A 21,544-nucleotide genomic window follows, 5' to 3' on the forward strand; every position below is an offset into this window, starting at 1 on the left:
GCTCTTTAAGGTTGTTTTTCATATTTGGTTTTTAGGTTTGGTCCTGTAAAATGTTATGCCCGCAACCATTTGGACTTTTTTCTGCAATCGATTGCTAAAATGCTTAACCAAGCTAATTTTTTCTTAGCTTAGTTGATGTTTAAAGTCTGGTAATTACGAAATGCTTCCGGTAAGATACCTTTTTCCGAAAAGTATCTCTAAACCGAAGTTCATTAAAGATTTTTAAATAAATGATGATTTGTTCTGCTTAAAGGCATTTTTGAACATTTTTGCACTCAAAATAATCAATGGTTCCATTACCCTGATGTGCGATGCGCTTAAGTTTGTATTAATAATTAATTTCAGGCAGGCTATCAATTATTGCTGCCAATCACCGCTAACCAATTCAAATGAAACGATTAATCTCCATCTTCGCCACACTTATTTTTATTCAGGTTGCAGTTTTCGCACAAAAGCAGATTCCTGCGGCGCCTGCAGATTTCGATGTTAATCAGGAAAACATCCCGCATGGCAAAATAGATACGATCCAGTATGCATCAAAAACTGTTGGGACAAACAGAAAAGCTACTATTTATTTCCCGCCAGGTTACCTGAAAACCAAAAAATACCCGGTTTTATATCTGCTCCACGGGATTGGTGGCGATGAAAGGGAATGGCTGAACGGTGGTAAACCTCAGGTAATTTTTGATAACCTGTATGCTGCGGGAAAGCTTGCACCGATGCTGGTGGTGATGCCGAACGGAAGGGCGATGCAAGATGACCGTGCTACCGGAAATATTATGGCTCCGGATAAAGTTGCTGCTTTTGTAACCTTTGAAAAGGATCTGTTGCAGGATCTGATTCCATATGTAGAAAAAAATTATCCTGTTTTTAAAGACAGGGAACACAGAGCTCTTGCCGGATTGTCTATGGGCGGTGGTCAATCCTTAAATTTTGGATTGGGTAATTTAGATACTTTCGCCTGGGTTGGCGGCTTTTCTTCTGCGCCAAATACCAAAGTGCCCGCTGAATTATTGCCAGATCCGGCCAAAGCTAAAACCATGCTTAAGTTGCTTTGGATCTCCTGCGGGGATAACGATCGATTACTTAATTTCTCTCAACGTACCCACGAATACCTGGTAGAAAAAAATGTACCCCATATTTACTATGTTGAACCGGGCGTGCATGATTTCAAAGTATGGAAAAATGATCTTTACCTGTTTAGTCAATTGTTATTTAAACCTGTTGATCAGGCTGCTTTTCAAAAGTATAGCCTAAATCCTTAACGACTGATTATTCTGCTTCATGAAAAAAATTGTAACCCTGCTGCTATTCACCAATGTTGTTTTATCAAGCCTTGCCCAGCAAAAACCAAAGTTAAAACTATGGTATAATAGCCCGTCTGGCCAAACTTGGGAAAATGCATTACCTGTGGGTAACGGCAGGCTTGGCGCAATGGTTTATGGAAATGTAGTTAATGAAATTATTCAGCTAAATGAACATAGCCTTTGGAGCGGTAGTCCCAACAGAAATGATAATCCTTTGGCATTAGATTCATTGCCCCGCATCAGAGCACTAATTTTTGACGGCAAACAAAAACAGGCAGAACTGCTTGCCAATAAGGTGATCATCAGCAAAAAATCTCAGGGACAGATTTTTCAACCTGTTGCTGATTTACACCTGGATTTTGCTGGTCATAAAACCTATACTAACTTTTACCGTGAATTAGACATCAGTAATGCGGTAAGCACCACCACTTACCAGGTAAAAGATGTTGTTTACACCAGGCGTGTGCTGGCCTCACTGGCCGATGGCGTAATTGCGGTTGAGCTTAGCTCTAGTAAACCGGGTGCATTAAGTTTTACGGCTTCATTATCTTCCCTGCAGCCCAATGCGAAAATGAATATGCAGGTGCCAGGGCAAATTGAAATTACCGGAACTGCTGCCTCTCATGAGGGCGTACCGGGGCTTGTCCGCTTTAATGGGATCGCGGCATTTAAGCATGTTGGCGGTAAAATCTCGAGTACCGAGCGTGCAGTTGTGGTAGAAAATGCCAATGCAGTAACCATTTATTTAGCTATTGCCACCAACTTTATCAGTTACAAAAATATTAGCGGCGATGAAAAATTAAAGGCCAGGGAAATGCTAAACCGCGCGTTGCCTAAAAAATTCGAGGCTGTTTTAAAAGCACATCAATTACAATATCACAAATATTTTGATCGGCTAGATTTATCAATAGGGAAAAGTGATTTTGATCATGTACCTACTGATATCAGGCTCAAAAATTTCAATTCGGTTAATGATCCGCAGTTTGCAGCTCTTTATTTTCAATATGGACGCTACCTGCTCATTTCGAGTTCTCAGCCGGGCGGGCAGCCTGCTAGTCTGCAAGGCATCTGGAATAATAAATTATATCCGCCATGGGACAGCAAGTACACCATCAACATTAACGCAGAAATGAACTATTGGCCTGCCGAGAAAACCAATCTGGCCGAGTTGCATGAGCCTTTCTTAAAAATGGTTCAGGAACTGGGCGAAACCGGAAAGCAGACTGCCCATGATATGTACGGAGCGAGGGGATGGATGGCGCATCATAATACAGATATCTGGAGAACAACAGGCGCTGTTGATGGCGCATTCTGGGGCGCATGGACTCATGGTGGTGGTTGGGCGAGTCAGCACCTTTGGGAACACTATCTTTACAGTGGAGATCGATCATTTCTTAAGTCAGCCTATCCAACTTTGAAGGGGGCAGCGATGTTTTATGTTGATTTTCTGGTTAAAGACCCTAAAAGAGGACTTTTGGTTATAAATCCGGATATGTCTCCCGAAAACGCCCCACCGGCGCATCAGGGCTCATCGCTCGATGCTGGAACAACCATGAGTAACCAAATTGTGTATGATGTTTTTAGTTCGGTAATCCGTGCGGGAGAAATTTTGGCTGAAGATAAAGCCCTGATTGATACGTTGAAAATGATGCGCAGTAAACTCCCGCCAATGCAGGTTGGTCAGTATGGCCAGTTGCAGGAATGGATTGATGATATCGACGATCCAAATGATCATCACCGGCATGTATCTCATTTATATGGCTTATTCCCATCTGCTCAGATATCGCCATACCAAACGCCGGATTTGTATGCAGCGGCCCGGAAAACACTCTTGCAACGGGGCGACGTTTCTACAGGTTGGAGCATGGGATGGAAAGTGAACTGGTGGGCAAGGCTGCTGGATGGAAATCATGCCTACCAGCTTATTCAGGGCCAGTTAACACCTGTGGGAGGAAACCGTGCAAACGGTGGTACTTACAACAATCTTTTTGATGCGCACCCGCCTTTTCAGATTGATGGTAATTTTGGCTGTACTTCGGGTATTGCAGAAATGCTGATGCAATCAGATAACGGCGCCATTCAACTTTTACCTGCACTGCCCGATGTCTGGAAGGCAAGCGGACATGTTAACGGCTTAAGAGCGAAGGGTGGGTTTGAGATTGTTAAACTGGAATGGGTAAACGGTATGGTTACCAAATTGGTGATTAAATCGCATTTGGGCGGAAATTTAAGGATCAGGGTACCTAATGAATTAAATTTATCCAAACTTAAAGCTAAAAAGGCCACTGGTGACAATGAAAATCCTTTTTTCTTCTTTAACGAGACACCAAAACCGGTAGTTTCCAAGCTAGCGCCAGCTGTAACTATTGATTTACCTGAAACTCAATTGTATGATATTAAAACAGCTATTGGGAAAACCTATACGATGTATAAAAAATAAAAAGTCTCTGTTTTACCGCAAAGTTCACAGCGCTTTGGCGCGAAGGATGCAAAGATGTTGGGGGATTCCAAGTATTAACTCTAGACTTGTCGTCATTATAAGGAGGAAGGACGAAGCAATCTTTCGTATAAATCCTTGCTATAAAGATTGCTTCGTTGGCTAAAAAAGCTCTTCGCAATGACGATTCCTGATGGAATGATATTCCTATTCATAATCCCGGCTTTTGGTCAGTTCTTTTAGCGATTGAAGATCATGGACCGGGCGTTCGATTTCAAATGGAATTTCTCTTCTGCTAAACTGCTGGAAATAAAGTAGACAGGCATCTTTCCAGATTTGGGCATCTCTGCTCTGTGTTCGGAGTTTAGATTGCACCTCTGCAAAACGTTCGCTGTCTATCGATCCCTTTATTTTGTCCCAGTCTTTCTGAAAAGACCTCGCCTGTTGAACGCCATGGTCATAACGGATGCATAGTTCTGTCCACAAATCCCTGCCATTTTTTAAACGGTAAGACCAGGGTACATGATGAAACCACAGCAGGTAAATTTCCGGGCAGCTGGAAAGATTATTAAAGGTTGAGCTTAATGGCTCATGATACTGATCAACCGCATCACTGCCGCTTCTGGTCCTGTCAAAACCTATTCCTGCCGTATCTGCCTTATGGTAATAAACGGAGGTCCAGTCGGGGCGGATTTTATCATTTGAAAACCAAGGTGCCGGTCCATAATGATGACCTTCCGCAAAAATATGGTGTAAACCTAATGGCATCATATAATCAACGGCTGCTTCTCTGCTGTCAAGCATGATTTCCCGGATGGTTTTAACGAAGTTGGCGTCGGTTTTCTTTTCTTTATCATCCAGAAAAGTCTGTTTTATCCATTCTTCAGCAATTGTTTTGCTTTCAAGTTTGTTGTTCCAGGCCAGGCGTCCGAAAGCATACCAGTTTGCCTGGGCAAAAGTATGTCCGGTCCAGTTTACATCGTTGCCAATATTGGCCACACCAGCAATGGCGGTAAAATCTGTTTTGCTTAATGAGCCATCGGTGCAGGCGGCTACTGTACTCCCTTTTCCGTTTTTGTAAGTGTCGCTATTTAAACATTCTTCCCATAAGGTAGAGAGGAAAACGAGTTGTCTGGAAGCGCCCAGATACTCCTGGGTGATTTGGAATTCAGGCATCACCGGCGTGTTCGACATGGCGCCAAATAATGGGCTAAAGGGTTCTCTGGGCTGAAAATCAAGCGGTCCGTTTTTTACCTGCAAAATTACATTTTTCTTAAAGGCTCCATCCAGTGGTAAAAATTCTTTATAAGCCTGTTTGGTCCTGTCTTCCGGTGATGGGTTGTAAACAAAGGCACGCCACATCACGATTCCGTTAAAAGGAGCCAGGGCATCAGCCAGCATGTTCGCTCCATCCACATGGGTTCTTCCGTAATCCTGCGGACCAGGCTGCCCCTCACTGTTGGCTTTAACCAGAAATCCTCCAAAATCAGGGATGAGTTTGTAAATTTCAGCTGCTTTATCTTTCCACCATTGTTTAACCAAAGGATCCAATGGATCTGCCTTTTTTAATTTGCCAATAAGCACCGGTGATGAAAAATTAACAGATAAATAGGTTTTTATTCCGTAAGGACGCAAACTTTCTGCAATGGCTTTTACCTTTTCCAGGTAAGCCGGAGACAGGATTTTTGCAGCGGCATTTACATTGTTTAAAACCGCACCATTAATGCCAATTGATGCATTTGCCCTGGCATAAGCTTTCCATTTTTCTCGGTCCTGATTTGTAATATTTAATCCATTGGCCGTATTGCCCCAAAATATCGAACTTCCGGCATAACCTCTTTCAATGCTGCCATCCAAATTGTCCCAATGGTTCAGGATTCTCCTGGAGTAAGATGGGTTTGAAATGACGTTGCGTTGCGGCAGGTTAAGGTATTGGCGTCTTAACAATTCGTAGGTGCCATATAATAAACCCAGTTCTGTGCGGGCGTTGATTGCTGTTTCCTCCAACTGAAATCCATCACGCTTAATCGACGGATTTTTAGTTAAATTAAGTTTAATGGTCATATTCTCCTTACCCAACCAGCCATTTCTGAGTTCAGCTATGGCAAGATCTACAGTAGCGGAGCGTACTGTGCTTAAAATATTAACTTTTATAGCAGAATGGTTTCTAAGCCATAGGGCGTGGCCATCTTCAGCTTTTAATACTGCGGCCTGGTTTAGCATCAGCAATGCAACGATAATGATCCTTTTAATATATGCCATTTTTCCTTTTACAATCATGCTATGATATATTTGATCTAATTTTCAGCTGCTCAGGCCGAATCTTTTCCTTTTATTGAGATAAATGCCGGAATGTTCAACGCTGTTGAAAACGCCACCAGTCTATATCAATTCCGTTAGCCGAATCAACCCCGGATACTACCAGATACAGATCTTGTTTCCCCTTGATAAGTTCTGCTTTTCCGGTATGCAGTTGTAAGCCAGCTGCCTGTTTTCCGGTCGAAACCAGTTTTGCAATCTGTTTTCCATCTAAACTACCTGCGCGCACCTCAAGGCTTGTGCCGGCTGAGAGGCCGCTGATTTGGGCGCTAAATAGTTTTGGGCCTTTTTTGCCAAAGTCTACACCTTGAATTTTGATCCAGTTATTATTCTTCATGCCCGAAATCTGCATCCCGCCATCAGCTGTATTTTTAGTCATGATCCCCTCCTGATCCTGCAGGGTTTCGGCTTCGTTACGTTGGTAAGGATTTACTGCGCCAATTTGCGTTACGCCATTTACAGTATAATTGATTTGAACAATCGAACCGTCCGGCTTATAATTTAACTCTTCAATTGCCAAATTCCGTTTGTAAACCGGAGGAATACCTTTTTTAATAGCCACAACTCTGTTATGATAAGCATGGTACCATTTTCCTTTAAATTCAAATATGCCGTGGTGATTATTATTGTTATTGTTGGGTGGTTGTGCGCCAATAACACCTTTGTAAACAAATCCGGTGGTCGGATTTTTACTCATCATATAATCAATCCTCATTTCTGCCTTAGGATTAGAGGAATACGAAAAATAGTAATTGCCGTTTCGCTTGTGCATCCATGAAGCTTCAAAAAAAGCAGGAACATGAAATGAGGTCGCGCGCCCATTCACGCTGATCATATCTTCATTTAATTTAATTACGCGCATATTGTCTTCGCCATTGCCTCCGAAATATAGATAGGCCTGTCCGTCATCATCCAAAAATGCCATCGGATCAAATAACCACATATTTTTTGCAGGCTGTACCCCAGGCGTCTCATTATCAATTAACTTTTTGCCCAATGGGTCTTTAAATGGTCCGATGGGGGAGGAGGAGGTAGCTACACCAATTCCTGAACCGCCATTACCAAAATACAGGTAAATTTTACCATTTCTGGCAATAACTGAAGGCGCCCAGGTTCTGCTGGCCCAGGTTACATCACGTGGCGCCTCAAACACCACACCATGGTCGGTCCAGTTTTTCATATCACTGCTGGAAATACAAACAATGGATTTCATTTTATAGCCACTATCCTTATCATCGGTATTGTCATCATCGTTTGAGGCATAAAGGTAAACCCTTCCGTTATAAACCAGCGTGGCCGGGTCTGCAAGGTGACGATGGCTGGCAATGTGGTCATCAGCAAAAGAATTTTTAGCCAGCATGAATAATAGACAAAATAGGAGCGTGAGTTTAGGGTATTTTTGGTTTGCTTGTTTCATTATCATTGTTGTAGATTGTTAATGGTTTATTGCAAGGATTAATGAGTTATCTTAGTTCCAGATTAGTTTACGCGGATAACTTTTTTAATGATATTTCCGCTTTTGGCAGCTAACTCATCTGGTTGGCTACCACCGATTGCCAATGTAATACTGCCTTTGTAAAATTGTTTCGATCCATTCTGGTCAACATAAGCAAGATCATTGGCTTTTAAGCTGAATTTAACCAGCTTACTTTCTCCGGGTTCAAGGCTGATTCGCTTGAAGCCTTTTAAAGCTTTAGCTGCTGATTTGATTGATTTTTGGTTATTGAGCTGGTACAATTGAACAACTTCGTCGCTCTTTACACTTCCTCTATTACTAACCTGAACCGATATCTCCATACCTTTTCCAGCTTTTAATACCGCAGGAGCAACGCACTTTTCATATAAAAAAGAAGAATAGCTAAGTCCATAGCCAAATCCATAGAGTGGTTTACCTTTAAAATAACGGTAAGTTCGGTTGCTCATGCTGTAATTGCTGAAATCACCAAGGTCCTGATCACTTGCGTAAAAGGTAACCGGTAATCGCCCGGATGGGCTGTAGTCACCAAATAGAATATCCGCTACGGCTTCACCTGTAGCCTGACCACCATACCACGCATTCAGAATAGCCGGAATGTTTTCAGCTTCCCATGGTATGGCGATGGCACTACCGGTCATCATCACGAAAACAACTGGTTTTCCGGTCTCTTTAAGCGATTTCATTAAGGCTGTTTGAACGGCAGGAAGCATGATAGAAGTTCGGTCTCCTCCGCTAAATCCAGGATAATCCACTTTCATTTCCTCTCCTTCAAGTTGTGGAGAAATCCCGCCTACAAATACGAAGGCATCAGCATCTGCATGGCTTTTGTTCAGCGCATTGAAATCGGTTTTTACAAAGGTGCCAGCCTTAAAGCGGATGTTTGCACTTCCTTCCCCTTGCCAGTATTCTACAAGCAGATTGTAAACCGAATCTTTTACGGTCTCTAGTTTATAGGTTTTAGCGCCCCATCGGTTCCTCGACCAGGCATCAATTACACTTTTACCGTTAATCATAAAACGATAGCCGTCATCAGCATTCAATTCAAAAGTGATCGAACCTGAAGCGGATGGTTTAAATGTGGTGCTGTATCTGGCAGAAAAATGGTTGGCTGTTAACTTATCGGCAATTTTTTCACCTTCCTGCCAATTGTTTTCAATTCTGGGTTCTGTACGGGTTAATACCGGTTCGCCTTCAAGCGTAGTGTTATTAAAATATTCTGACTTAAATCCCTGAACACCGTTTATTTTGTATTCGTTGTTTAAATCAAGGTAACTTAAAAGCGTATCATTAGTAAATGAAATGGCCTGCTGGTAAACTACATTGGTCTGCTGGCCAACCTTTTCCATGATGCCCGCTAAAACTGTGGTAATTTTTGAAGGAATTCCATTATAATTACCCAATACTGAAATTGAATTATCAGCATTAGGGCCCAATACAACAATTTTTCTGAGGTTCTTTTTTAATGGCAGCGTATGTGATTCATTCCGGAGTAACACCATCGATTCGCGGGCCATTTTAAGGGCATGTGCTTTATGTTCGCTATTTTCAAGTACAGTACCAGGGGTATTGGTATACTTTACCATGGCAGGCGGATCAAACATGCCCAACCGGAATCGGATCATAAATAGTCTTTTCACGGAAACATCAATGTCTTTTTCTTTAATAATGCCCGTTTTTACCGCGGTGATCAACGCCTTGTAGGCCTCGGTACCGCAATCCAGATCCGTTCCGTGAAAAACAGCGTCGGCTGCCGCCAATGCTGCATTTGGATGGGTTTTATGGTTTTTATAAAAGTCATCTATTGCCCAGCAATCAGAGGTAACATAACCTTTAAAGTTCCATTTTCTGCGTAGAATATCGGTCATTAAAAGATCATTGGCGCAACAAGGCTGGCCTTGAAAGGCGTTATAAGCGCACATTACTCCCGCAACTTTAGATTGTGTAACCAGTTTTTCAAATGCGGGCAGGTAGGTGTCCCATAAATCGAAAGCGCTTACTGTGGTATTAAAAACATGCCGAAGTGGTTCCGGACCGCTGTGTACCGCATAATGCTTGGCGCAAGCAGCAGCTTTAAGGTATTTTGGATCATCACCTTGCAGGCCTCTTACAAAAGCGTCGCCGAGCGTGCCTGTCAGGTAAGGATCTTCACCGTAGGTTTCCTGGCCTCTTCCCCAGCGCGGATCCCGGAAAATATTAATGTTCGGAGTCCAGTAGGTCAGGCCAAGATAACGTTCATTTGTTCTTCCCAGTGCTAATGCTTTATTGTAAATAGCCCTACCTTCTAAAGCAGAATAATCGGCCATTTTATAAAGTGCAGATGGATCAAAAGTTGCAGCCATGGCAATGGCCTGAGGAAAAACAGTGACTTTGAAAGGCGTTCTGGCTACTCCATGTAAAGTTTCGTTCCACCAGTCGTATGCCGGAATCTTAAAGCGGGGAATTGCCGGTGCCGAGTTAAGCATTTGCATAACCTTTTCATCCAGGCTAAGTCTTGAAACCAGATCATCTACCCGCTTTTCAAACGGGAGTTTGTAGTCTTGAAATGGATACTCCTGGGCACCGGCAAAACCACAGAAACTGCAGAGCAAGATTGCAAGAAATAATTTTTTAAGGTCGTGTTTTCTCATAATTGTGCTGCTAAAAGCTTACTGCTAGGAATTTTTTTGTATCTGTTTGTTATTGCAGATTATAAAAAGATTCGATGATTTAGATTGATCTGGTTAATAGTGCCTGTATATAGACGTAAAGCGTTTTTAAAGTAAAATTTTATATCGTAGGTCAGTCTGAGCGTCGTCGGAGAAGAGTTAAACCCATCAATAAAGCGCTTCGACCATACTACCATTGAAAGAATCCCTGTTTCCATTAAATACTGCTATCATTCATATTGATTTTATATAATAATTTATTCCTCAGTGTGACTGTAAAATCATTTTTTTTATGTGTTCAAACGACTCACAGTAAGCGTGTTAGTTAAAATTTTACCACCTCATAAAATGCTTTTTTTGGCATCAGATTTTGATCAAATAACAGCGGAAAATTTTTCCGGCCACGGTTGTCCAGCCAGCTGTATTGATCTGATAAATTCCAGAAAGTCACACCCGTGATGTTAGCTTTATATTTACGCAGCACTTCAAAAATCATTTTATATTGCTGGCGCTGCTTTTCTTCCATTTCAGGTGTAAACTGTTCGGTATTGCCACTTTTACTGCCCTGGATTAAACGTCCGCCCTGATTGCCGCTATAAACCGATACATCCAGCTCTGTAATCTGAATTTTAAGTCCTAATGAGGAAAATAGTGCAATGGATTTTTCCAGTTCAGAACGACTTGGATTATTTACAGACCAATGGCCCTGTAATCCAACACCATGGACTGGCACACCCTTAGCCAGCAGACCTTTAAGCATTTTGTAAATTTTCTCACGTTTAGATGGCTGTTCTGTGTTATAGTCGTTGTAAAACAACTGGGCATTGGGATCAGCCTGGTGGGCATACCTGAAAGCCATTTCTACAAAATCTTCGCCTGCGATCTGGTATAGCGGCGATTTGCGGAAATAGGCAGAATCATCGGCTATAACCTCGTTAACCACATCCCAGGCATATATATCTTTTTTATATCTGCTTACAACAGTGTTAATGTGCGCTTGAATTCTTTTTAACAAAGTTTCTTTGGATACCACACTTCCATCTTCATTTTTAAATAACCAGCGAGGGGTTTGATTATGCCATACCAAACAATGCCCACGCAGCTTCAGTCCATTTGTACTGGCGAACGATGCGATAGAATCTGCCATTTTCCAGTTATAGGTGTTTTCCATAGGATGGATCGGACCCATTTTCATTGCATTTTCAGCTGTGATGCTGTTGAACTGGCTAAGAATTAAATTCCGCTTATCACCGCTAAGGTCCCATGGAGTAACCGCCACACCTATGGGAAAATATTTTCGGTAATAGTCTTTTAATCCTTTGGTGTTAAACTCCTTGTTTTTATATGCACTGAACATGATGCCAGTAAAAAAAAGTAAAATGGCCAGGTAAGGGAAGATTTTCGGTTTTCTCATATTTGATTAGGTAAGCGATAAAGTTGCAAAATCGCAGGTTTTTTGTGCTGACCAAGCTTCTTATCGTCAATTTAAGGAAACAAATGTCATGTAATGAATTTATGACATGATGACCTTGTTGCTTACTGGGTTATCAATTTAACCAATTTTGAGCGATTTGATGCTTTTTTGAACATCTGTTCTTATTGTTTTGACAAATATGACTGCCGGTGTATTTACTTAGGTCTAAATTTACTGGATTTTTCCGCTACCCTGATGAGGATTAAATCAACCTTGCTATTCAACCAAATATAAATGCGTACAACTAAATTTCATATTGCCATTTTTACTATTGCTGTTTTCGCGGTTTTTGCCAGTTGCGGCAGTTACCCTAAAGTTAAAAAAAGTAATCCGGGCCTGAAAGATTATTATCAGTCTTATTTCAACATTGGAGTAGCGGTTTCGCCCCAAACCATTAAAGGGGATCAGGGCGCATTGCTTTTAAAGGAATTCAATAGCATAACGCCGGAGAACGCCATGAAGATGCAACCTATTCATCCGCGCGAAGATGTTTATAACTGGGCGGATGCCGATGCGCTGGTTAATTTTGCACATGATAACCGACTTAAAATAAGGGGGCATACCTTATGCTGGCATGAGCAGGTGCCGGCATGGATTTTTAAAAACAGTTCCGGAGGCAGGGTAGATAAAGCCCTATTGCTCAAAAGGCTTAAAGATCATATTAAAACCGTGGTAGGCCGTTATAAGGGAAAGGTATATGCATGGGACGTTGTTAATGAAGTGATCGGCGACGAAGATGACCAGTATTTAAGGCCTTCTTTATGGAATGAGATCTGTGGAGAAGAGTTTATTGCCAGGGCTTTCGAATATGCGCATGAGGCTGATCCTGATGCATTGCTTTTTTATAATGACTATAATTCTGAAAGACCTGTAAAAAGAGCGAAGATTTATAAAATGCTGAAAAAACTCGTCGATAACAAGGTCCCTATTCACGGTGTAGGGCTGCAGGGGCATTGGTCTGTTTTTGAGCCTGGTGATACTGAATTAAGGGAATCATTAAAATTATATGCATCTCTTGGCCTGCAAATTCAGATCACAGAACTGGATCTGTCCATCTATCCATGGGAGAAAAATTTAAGGGCTAAGAAGCCAGATGAACAAGACCGTTTCACAGCAGCGCTCGAAAAAAAGCAAATTGACCGATACACCCGGATTTTTTCTATTTTCAGAAGCTTTAAAAAGGAAATCAGCAGTGTAACTTTTTGGAATCTTTCTGATCGTTCGACATGGCTCGATCAATACCCCGTACCCGGAAGAAAAAACTATCCCTTGCTTTTTGATCAAAACCTGCAAAGAAAAAAAGCCTATTGGAGTGTGGTTGATTTCAGAAAATAATCAGTTTTTTAAGCTGATAATGAATAAAATAATACTGTGAAAGCGGTAATGATGCAATGAACTAAATTAGTTTTTTTATCTTACCGCCACTAAGCCAAATAGATCATGTATCCAGATAATTTTGAATCTTCCTCAGATTTCAGCGCATTGTTTAGCTTTTCTACACCTTTTGAAGTTGAAATTTTATTAATACAGCAAAATCATTAAATATGCTCAGGGGGTCTGCTTATCTATCCTTCATTCTAATTGTTTACCTGCTTTTTAATGCGGGCGATATTATAGCACAGCCTAAAACGCAACAGCCTGAATTGCGTTTCACCTCTCTGACCTCTAAAAACGGGTTATCGTCTAACAATGTAACCGTAATTTTTAAAGACCGGTACGGGTTGATGTGGTTTGGTACAGAAGATGGATTAAATAAATTTGACGGTACCAACTTTACCACTTATAAATATCAGGCAAACGATTCTACAAGTATTCAGGCAAACGAAGTAAAAACTATTCATGAAGACCGCAAGGGAAACCTTTGGTTTGGTACCAGCGGGGGTTCACTGGCACTTTTTAATAGAAGAAAAAATTCTTTCATTAATTATCGTGCCTCAAATGGTCCGGCAGGTTTTAGTCACAGCCTGATCAGGTATATTACCAGTGATTATTTAGGAAAAATATGGGTAGCTACCTTTACCGGACTTGATCTTTTTGATCCAGAAACAAAAAAAGTATCCAGATTTCCAATCGCAGCCGCTCAGTTGGGTAAACTTCCGCCAACCATGATCAACATCCTGATGGAAGATAGCAAACATCGGATGTGGGTAGGAACAGAGGATGGATTATTTCTTTTTAACCGAAAAAATGCTTCTTTTATCCGGATCGGATCTGCAGCAGATAAACCTGTACAACTGGCAGGAACTATAGTGAAGTCTTTAGCTGAAGATGGTGATGGCAATATCTGGGTTGGTACTACCTTAGGCTTAAGTATGCTCAAATCGGATGGTATGGGATTTGAAAACTATCAGCACGTTCCTGGCGATCCCAATTCACTGAGTGATAATAATGTTCAAAGTATTGCTGTATCGCCAAACGGTCAGTTATGGCTGGGTACCGAAGATGGCCTTAATGTTTTTGATCTCCGTACCAAAAAAGTGAGGGTATACCGGCCAAATCCCCGCAATCCCTACAGCTTAAGGGGCACCAGTGTAAAATATGTATATATAGACAAAGAGGGTATATATTGGTTAGGGTTATACCGCGAGGGAATCAATAAATTTGATAGCAACCTCAATCTCTTTAACCTCATTAAGAGTAATGTGTTCGATATATATGGGTTAAACGCACCTGTAGTAACTTCATTTGCACCGAAAAACCTTACGGAGATATATGTAGCTACAGAGGGCGGCGGACTGAGTATTTTCAACAGAAATACTGGTCTGTTCCACAAAGTTAATTTAGAGAAGTTGGGTTTGCCGCCGCGTTTAACCCTGATGTCGCTATTTGTCAGTTCAGCTAAGAAACTCTATCTGGGTACTTTTGGCCATGGTCTGATCGTGCTGGATTCAACGCTAAACAAAGCGGCCTCTTACCGGAAAAGCAATACCGATTCCGGTCTTAATGCTGACGATGTATTTTGCATGACCCAGGATAAAAACGGGCTGATATGGGTTGGCACCAATGGAGGGGGAATTAACGTGATGGACGCTAACCATAAGGTTGTTTTTAGGTATGTTGATAAGGTACAATCGCCCACAGACCGCATATTTCCACTTAACAATTATATCCGTTTTATTAAAGAAGACCGTTTTGCAAACATTTGGGTAGGCTCTCATGGTTCTGGTGTAGCCATGATTAGTGCTGATAAGACCAGTATTAAACACTATAACGAACTTAACTCAGGCCTTAAGGGCGATATTGTTCAGGCCTTTCTGGAAGATTCAAAGGGGCGGATCTGGATCGGTACAGCTGGAGGCGGCTTAAACCTATTGGATAAAAGGACAAATAAGTTCATCAATTTTACCGAACGTAATGGTTTGGCAAATGATGTTATTGATGCCATTGTTGAAGACGACAATCAGAATATCTGGTTGAGTACCAGCAAAGGGATTAGCCGTTTCGACCCAAAGACACAAAAATTTAGCAATTACGGCATATACAATGGCGTGCAAAACAATAGCTTTATCAGGGGAGCAGCCTTAAAATGCAAAGACGGTGAAATATTTTTTGGTGGGGCAGAAGGGATGAATTACTTCAACCCGGCCGGATTCAGAAAAAACAAAAATGTTCCCGCTGTACTTTTTACCGAGCTAAAAATTTCCAATAATGTGATCGAGGCGAGTGAAGACGGACCGATAACCGACCATATTTCGGTTGCCAAAAAAATCGACCTGGATTATAAGCAGAATTTTTCACTGAGCTTTGTAAGTGTAAACTACACGGCTCCGGAACAAAACCGTTATAGTTATAAGCTTGAAGGTTTTAATAAAGAATGGATTGATGCCGGTACAGCTAAAACGGTTTCTTATACCAATCTCGATCCGGGAGAATATATCTTCCATGTACGGGCAAGCAACAATGATGGCGTTTGGAATACAACTGAATCTTCGATAAAGATAATTGTTCATCCACCATGGTGGAGAACCATCTATGCTTATGTTTTTTACCTGGTTGCTATTGCCGGTACTTTACTTTACATCCGCCATCGGGGCATCAAAAACCTGGAGAGAAAGTTCGCGCTGGTGCAGGAAAAAGCAAAAATTGAACAGCAGATTTTGCAGGATAGAAAAGAGGCCGAGCGGTTGCATGAGCTGGATTCGCTAAAAATTAAATTCCTGACCAACCTAAGCCATGAGTTCCGTACACCACTTTCGCTTATCCTGGGGCCGGTCGAGAAACTCCTTTCTCAACAGGGCGATGAGACCAAAAACGCATCGCTTAAAATAGTAAAACGGAATGCCCGCCGCTTGCTCAACCTGGTGAACCAAATCCTCGATTTTCGTAAAATTGAAGAAAATGAACTCAAGATCAATAATGCCCCGGGTGAACTGGTTTCCTTTATTGCCGATGTAATCGAATCTTTCAACGATTTAAGCGAACGTAAATCGATAAGTCTTACTTTCCAGACCCAGTTCGATAGCTATCCAACGGAGTTTGACCATGACAAGCTGGAACGTATTTTATTCAACCTGCTTTCCAATGCCTTTAAATTTACGCCATCAGGTGGTACCATCACCGTTGATTTAAAGAGAACACCGCGTAACGGCCGGGAAGAGACTGTTCTGATCACGGTAAGCGATACGGGCATTGGCATCAGCGAAGAAGAGCAGCAGAAGGTATTCGAACGATTTTTTCAGGCCGATACCGAGGTATCTATCCTGAACCAGGGAAGTGGGATCGGGCTTTCCATCATCAAAGAGTTTGTCAAAATACAGGGTGGTACCATTGATTTGCAAAGCGAAGTTGGAAAAGGCACACATTTTATGATTGCCCTGCCTTTACCGCTGCTAGACCATATCGAAAAGCTTAACGTTGATTTTTCCAGCCCCGAAACCCCGATACAGATGGAGGAAGAAGTTTCAGCTAAAGCCATGAGTGAAACGGATGGAGCAATCCACACCATTCTGCTCGTAGAGGATAATCAGGACCTTCGGGAGTACCTGAAAGATAATTTGAAAGCGCATTACCGAATTGTAGAAGCGGCCGATGGTAAGGAGGGCTGGCAAAAAACACTGGCAAACCATCCTGAGCTTATCGTAAGCGATATCAGTATGCCAAATATGTCGGGTATTGAACTTTGTAAAAAGATAAAAGAAGATAAAAGAACAAAACATATTCCGGTTATTCTGTTAACTGCGCTTACAGGAGAACAGGAACAATTGACGGGGCTCGAAATTGGTGCAAACGATTACCTTACCAAGCCTTTTAATATTGATATCCTCAATATTAAAATCAAAAATCTTTTGCTCCTTAACCGAACCCTTAAAAATACCTATACCAAACAGATCAAGATGGAAACAGCGGAGATTTCGGTTGAATCGCATGGTGATAAGTTGCTTAAGAATATCTTGAAGTACATTGAAGATAACATCAATAATTCACAATTATCTGTAGAAGATTTAAGCAAAAATGTAGGGATGAGCCGTGGCTCGCTCTACCACAAAGTGCTGGAATTAACGGGGCTTTCGCCGGTGGAGTATATCCGCTCGGTAAAGCTTGATAAAGCTGCGGCTTTACTCACAAAAAGTGACCTGAATATTTCGCAGATTGCTTACCTGGTAGGCTTTGCTACACCAAACTATTTTGCCAAGTCTTTTAAATCAAAATTTGGTATGCAACCTTCAGAATATTTAAACCTTTACCGTAAGCATGATCATGCTCCTGATGCGGGTAATTAGCTGAAATTTACTATTATGCAATCGATTGTTTTGCGCTGGTAAAATCGTTTTATTAAACATGATATTTCGAGTATTAGTATAAATAGCGGTTTTTTACTTGTTTAAATAATTGTATTTCAGTTATTTGAGTTGATAGAACATTTGTATCTGATTTATGCACAAATCTTCTAACCTTTAAATTCGTTTTTGGGCTATGTTTGGATTAACCAAATAAAACTTATAAACCATGACTAATCAACTGATCAACTTCTATGAGGAAGGCTTAAGCAATCTGGCCCTGCAAAAAGGGACAAATCTGCCGGCGATGTCAAATCAATACCAACCCAAAACTTCGGTTTACCCGCTTTTGATTCCATTGAGCGATAGGTAGAACAAGCGCTGTAATGGCTAAGCAATGGCTTGCTGTGTAAGTTGAAAAATGACTTTCATTTACATGCAGGTATTGAGCCACAACAGGTCGACCTCAAATTTATCAAAGCTAAATGCACTATTGCTTTGGTTAAAAATTACCGACGAGGAGATGTAGATGCCAGGTGGCATTTACAGGCAAAATACAAACGGAAGTTAGATTACCCAGACCGGAAATGCTGATTACAAAAATAGGTATGCTAAAACGCAATTGGATGAAACCACCAACATAGTAACTTTTTTAAGGCTTCGGTATGCGCTTAACTGATTACACAATTAATAGCCAAATGATAAAATCATGCTCAAAAGATAGCGTGCCTATCCGTATCAGTGAAATTGGAGAGTAACCGTTACCACATCGTGAAGCTAATCATTATTGAAGAAAGAATTAAAATCAACTTTTCTTCCTATTTAAAAACCCTAACCAAATAATAATGCTAAGAGATTTACTTAAAATTCCATTTAGGAAAACTACTTCCTTTCGAAACGTCTTATCGGGAATAAAATGTTCCAGAATGCCATATCAAACAGACGTCATCAATTTTACCCATCATGCTCAATAAATGATTTCGAAAAATGAAAAGAATTATACTATTGCATTTTGCTGGGGATAACCTGGGCCTGAAAAGACAACTCTTTAAAAGATGTTGTTTAACAATGCTAACCTTAATGCTGATGATTAAAATCACTTTTGCACAGCAGACAAAGGTAACCGGAACCATCTCCGATAATAAGCAAACGCCAATAATAGGTGCCACAGTTACTGTTAAAGGCACAAATATCCGTACCCAAACGGACACTGATGGCCGGTTTGTGATTAATGTTCCTAACGATCAGTCCATTCTGGTAATTGGTTACGTGGGTATGGTAACTAAGGAAGTTTCTACAAAAGGGAAAAACAACCTCAAAATTGTCCTTTCAGAAGATCAATCGGCCCTTAATGATGTAGTGGTAATCGGTTACGGTACACAGAAAAAAGCCAGTGTGGTAGCGGCTATTGCGCAAACTACGGGTAAGGTACTGGAACGTGCCGGTGGGGTATCGAGCATAGGTGCTGCATTAACCGGTAATGTGCCGGGGGTGATCACTACTGCCAGTACAGGGATGCCCGGCGAGGAAGATCCTCAAATATTGATCCGTGGTCGTAGTACATGGAACAATACCGGTCCGTTAATCCTGGTGGATGGTATTGAACGGACAATGAATAGTGTGGATATCGGTTCTGTAGAAACCATATCCGTGTTGAAAGACGCTTCTGCAACAGCAGTATTTGGGGTAAGGGGAGCCAATGGCGTAATCCTGATTACCACCAAACGTGGCCGTGAAGGACAGGCATCTATCAGGGGTACCATCAATAATGTAATTAAATCTCCATCACGTTTACCGGGGAAATATGATTCTTATGATGCCCTGACCATAAAAAACCAGGCCATAGAAAATGAACTTTCCCTTAAGCCTGAAAGCTGGGCAGATTATCTGCCGCAGGCTACGATTAATAAATACCGTTATCCTGCAAATTTAGCAGAATCAGAACGCTATCCGAATGTAAACTGGGACGAGGTATTGTTTAAAGATTATGCCCTGTCCAACAATGTTAACCTAAACATTTCGGGCGGAACCGCTAAAGTTAAATATTTTGCCAATGCTGATTACCTGTATGAAGGCGATTTGTTCCGTACTTTTAAAAACGATCGTGGTTACGAGCCAGGTTACGGATTTAACAGGTTAAATGTAAGAAGTAACCTCGATTTTCAACTGAGTAAATCCACGCTTTTTAAAGTGAATTTATCAGGTTCCAGAGGCGTGAAGAAAAGCCCATGGGGCAATTCCAACAGTGATTATTCTTACTGGATTTCTGCTTATTCTACTGCTCCTGATGTATTTATGCCGCAATATTCGGATGGTACTTGGGGTTATTATGCACCGAATGTGCAAAAAGGTTTAAACTCTGCCCGGAACCTGGCCGTTAGTGGGGTAGGCTATACCACCACGAGCAGGATTACAACCGATTTTACACTTGACCAGGACCTGGGATCACTGGTAAAGGGCTTAAACTTCAAAGGTACTATTGCGCTGGATAATTCTTTTATAGAAGGAAACAGGGGGATTAATGATTTGTACAATGGTATTCAAAGCAAATGGATCGATCCAAAAACCGGATTAACTACCTATGAACAGGCATTTGACGGAACCAACCGCTTCGACTTTCAGAATGGGATCAACTGGACCACAAGCGGAGGTACCGTGCAGGATTGGTCTACCCAACGCAGGTTGTTCTACCAGGGCCAACTCAATTATGCTGTAAAACTGGGTACCAACCACAACATTACAGCTATGGGACTTTTTAACCGGAATGAAGTAGCAACAGGAAGTGAGATTCCAAACTACCGTGAAGACTGGGTTTTCCGTACCACCTACAATTATGCCAACAAATACATGATCGAATATAATGGTGCGTACAATGGTTCTGAGAAATTCAGCACGAAAAATCGTTTCGCATTCTTTTCATCAGGAGGATTGGGCTGGATGTTAAGTGAGGAAAAATTTATGAAACCGCTGAAGTTCATTGATATGCTTAAATTGCGTGCTTCGTACGGAGCTATTGGTGATGATAATGTAAGCGGTCGCTGGCTTTATCTTACACAATGGGCCTATGGTGGGCAAACCAAACTGGGTGTAACCGGTGAAGGTTCTGAATTAAGTCCTTACACCTGGTACAAAATATCAGCGCTTGGCAATCCTGATGTACATTGGGAAAAGGTAAAGAAAACCAATTTTGGTATTGATTATAGTTTCTTTAAAGGTATGGTTACCGGAAAGGCTGACTTTTTCCGTGACCGCCGTACCGACATTCTGATTCTCGGTGCTAACCGCGCCATCCCTTCTTATTTTGGTGTTGATGCACCGGTGGCCAACCTCGGTATTGTAGAAAACAAGGGTTATGAGCTGGAACTGGCCTTCAACAAAAGATTGGGACAAAACTGGCGACTTTGGGCCAACCTGAACTATACCCATGCAAAAGATAAAGTGATCGAAGCTGATGATGCCCAATTGTTACCCGAATATCAGAAAAGGGCCAATAAACAAATCAGCCAGAGTTATTCTTACGTGAGTGCCGGAAATTACAATACCTGGGATGAACTTTATGGCAGCACCATCCACGACAATAACGACGGGCAAAAGTTACCGGGGAATTATTATATCATCGATTATAACGGCGATGGTATTATCGATTCAAAAGATAATATTCCTTATGGTTTTCCATCAAACCCTCAAAACACCTACAACGCTACATTTGGAGTAGATTGGAAAGGTTTCAGTCTGTTTGTTCAGCTCTATGGCGTAAACAATGTTACCCGCCAGGTGGTATTTAGCAGTTTAGCCGGCCAGAATCATTTGGTATATAATGAGGGATCTTACTGGAGCAAAGATAACCCAAATGCCGATGTACCCCTACCACGGTGGCTATCCACGGCCAGTGGCTATACTTCCGGTAACCGCTACATGTACGACGGATCTTACATCCGCTTAAAAAATGCAGAATTGGCTTACACTTTCGAAAAAAGTAAAAGTTTCATCAAACGGATCGGCATGGAATCGCTGCGGGTATATGTAAACGGAAATAACCTGTATGTATGGACCAAAATGCCTGATGACCGGGAGTCCAATTTTGCCGGAACAGGTTGGGCATCACAAGGTGCTTATCCAACTGTAAAGCGATTTAACATTGGGGCTAACATTACTTTTTAATGCTACA

Annotated in this window: 10 protein-coding genes; 6 read left to right on the plus strand and 4 right to left on the minus strand. The window is 41.5% G+C overall.

Going from position 1 to position 21,544, the window contains the following annotated elements; all coding sequences use genetic code 11:
• Nucleotides 1–389 precede the first annotated feature (389 nt).
• Both ACIQXP_RS11890 and ACIQXP_RS11895 read left to right on the plus strand, forming a co-directional pair.
• Nucleotides 390–1,265 carry an alpha/beta hydrolase gene (locus ACIQXP_RS11890; protein ID WP_387503898.1) on the plus strand — a complete coding sequence of 292 codons (876 nt, stop codon included), beginning with the start codon at nt 390–392 and terminating at the stop codon, nt 1,263–1,265.
• 19 nt (nt 1,266–1,284) lie between these two features.
• Nucleotides 1,285–3,747, plus strand: coding sequence for a glycoside hydrolase family 95 protein (locus tag ACIQXP_RS11895; RefSeq protein ID WP_387503899.1), 2,463 nt, complete (start codon nt 1,285–1,287; stop codon nt 3,745–3,747).
• A gap of 204 nt (nt 3,748–3,951) precedes the next feature.
• Here the strand turns inward: ACIQXP_RS11895 and ACIQXP_RS11900 are convergent, their stop codons facing one another.
• From ACIQXP_RS11900 to ACIQXP_RS11915, 4 genes are all read right to left on the minus strand, one after another.
• Entirely contained in the window at nt 3,952–6,024 is a 2,073-nt protein-coding gene (locus tag ACIQXP_RS11900) for an alpha-glucuronidase (RefSeq protein WP_402757551.1), read from the minus strand.
• 76 nt (nt 6,025–6,100) lie between these two features.
• Nucleotides 6,101–7,480 (minus strand): glycoside hydrolase family 43 protein, encoded by a 1,380-nt coding sequence (locus ACIQXP_RS11905; protein ID WP_293744537.1) that lies wholly within the window; start codon nt 7,478–7,480, stop codon nt 6,101–6,103.
• Nucleotides 7,481–7,542: 62 nt separating this feature from the next.
• Nucleotides 7,543–10,167, minus strand: coding sequence for a glycoside hydrolase family 3 protein (locus ACIQXP_RS11910; RefSeq protein ID WP_387503901.1), 2,625 nt, complete (start codon nt 10,165–10,167; stop codon nt 7,543–7,545).
• 343 nt (nt 10,168–10,510) lie between these two features.
• Complete coding sequence (locus tag ACIQXP_RS11915; protein WP_387503902.1) at nt 10,511–11,599, minus strand: endo-1,4-beta-xylanase; 1,089 nt, start codon at nt 11,597–11,599, stop codon at nt 10,511–10,513.
• 294 nt (nt 11,600–11,893) lie between these two features.
• Between ACIQXP_RS11915 and ACIQXP_RS11920 the strand changes: the two genes are divergently transcribed.
• The 4 genes from ACIQXP_RS11920 (at nt 11,894) to ACIQXP_RS11935 (ending at nt 21,537) form a co-directional block, all read left to right on the plus strand.
• On the plus strand, nt 11,894–12,994 hold the full coding sequence (locus ACIQXP_RS11920) for an endo-1,4-beta-xylanase (protein WP_293744534.1): 1,101 nt from the start codon (nt 11,894–11,896) through the stop codon (nt 12,992–12,994).
• Between the two features lie 209 nt (nt 12,995–13,203).
• Nucleotides 13,204–17,379 (plus strand): hybrid sensor histidine kinase/response regulator transcription factor, encoded by a 4,176-nt coding sequence (locus ACIQXP_RS11925; RefSeq protein WP_387503903.1) that lies wholly within the window; start codon nt 13,204–13,206, stop codon nt 17,377–17,379.
• Nucleotides 17,380–17,605: 226 nt separating this feature from the next.
• Nucleotides 17,606–17,749 carry a hypothetical protein gene (locus ACIQXP_RS11930; protein WP_387503904.1) on the plus strand — a complete coding sequence of 48 codons (144 nt, stop codon included), beginning with the start codon at nt 17,606–17,608 and terminating at the stop codon, nt 17,747–17,749.
• A 713-nt stretch (nt 17,750–18,462) separates the two neighbouring features.
• A complete protein-coding gene (locus tag ACIQXP_RS11935; protein ID WP_387503905.1) occupies nt 18,463–21,537 on the plus strand; it encodes a SusC/RagA family TonB-linked outer membrane protein in 3,075 nt (1,024 codons plus the stop codon).
• The last annotated feature ends 7 nt before the right edge of the window (nt 21,538–21,544 follow it).

The organism is Pedobacter suwonensis (assembly GCF_044762335.1).
Lineage (GTDB): Bacteria > Bacteroidota > Bacteroidia > Sphingobacteriales > Sphingobacteriaceae > Pedobacter.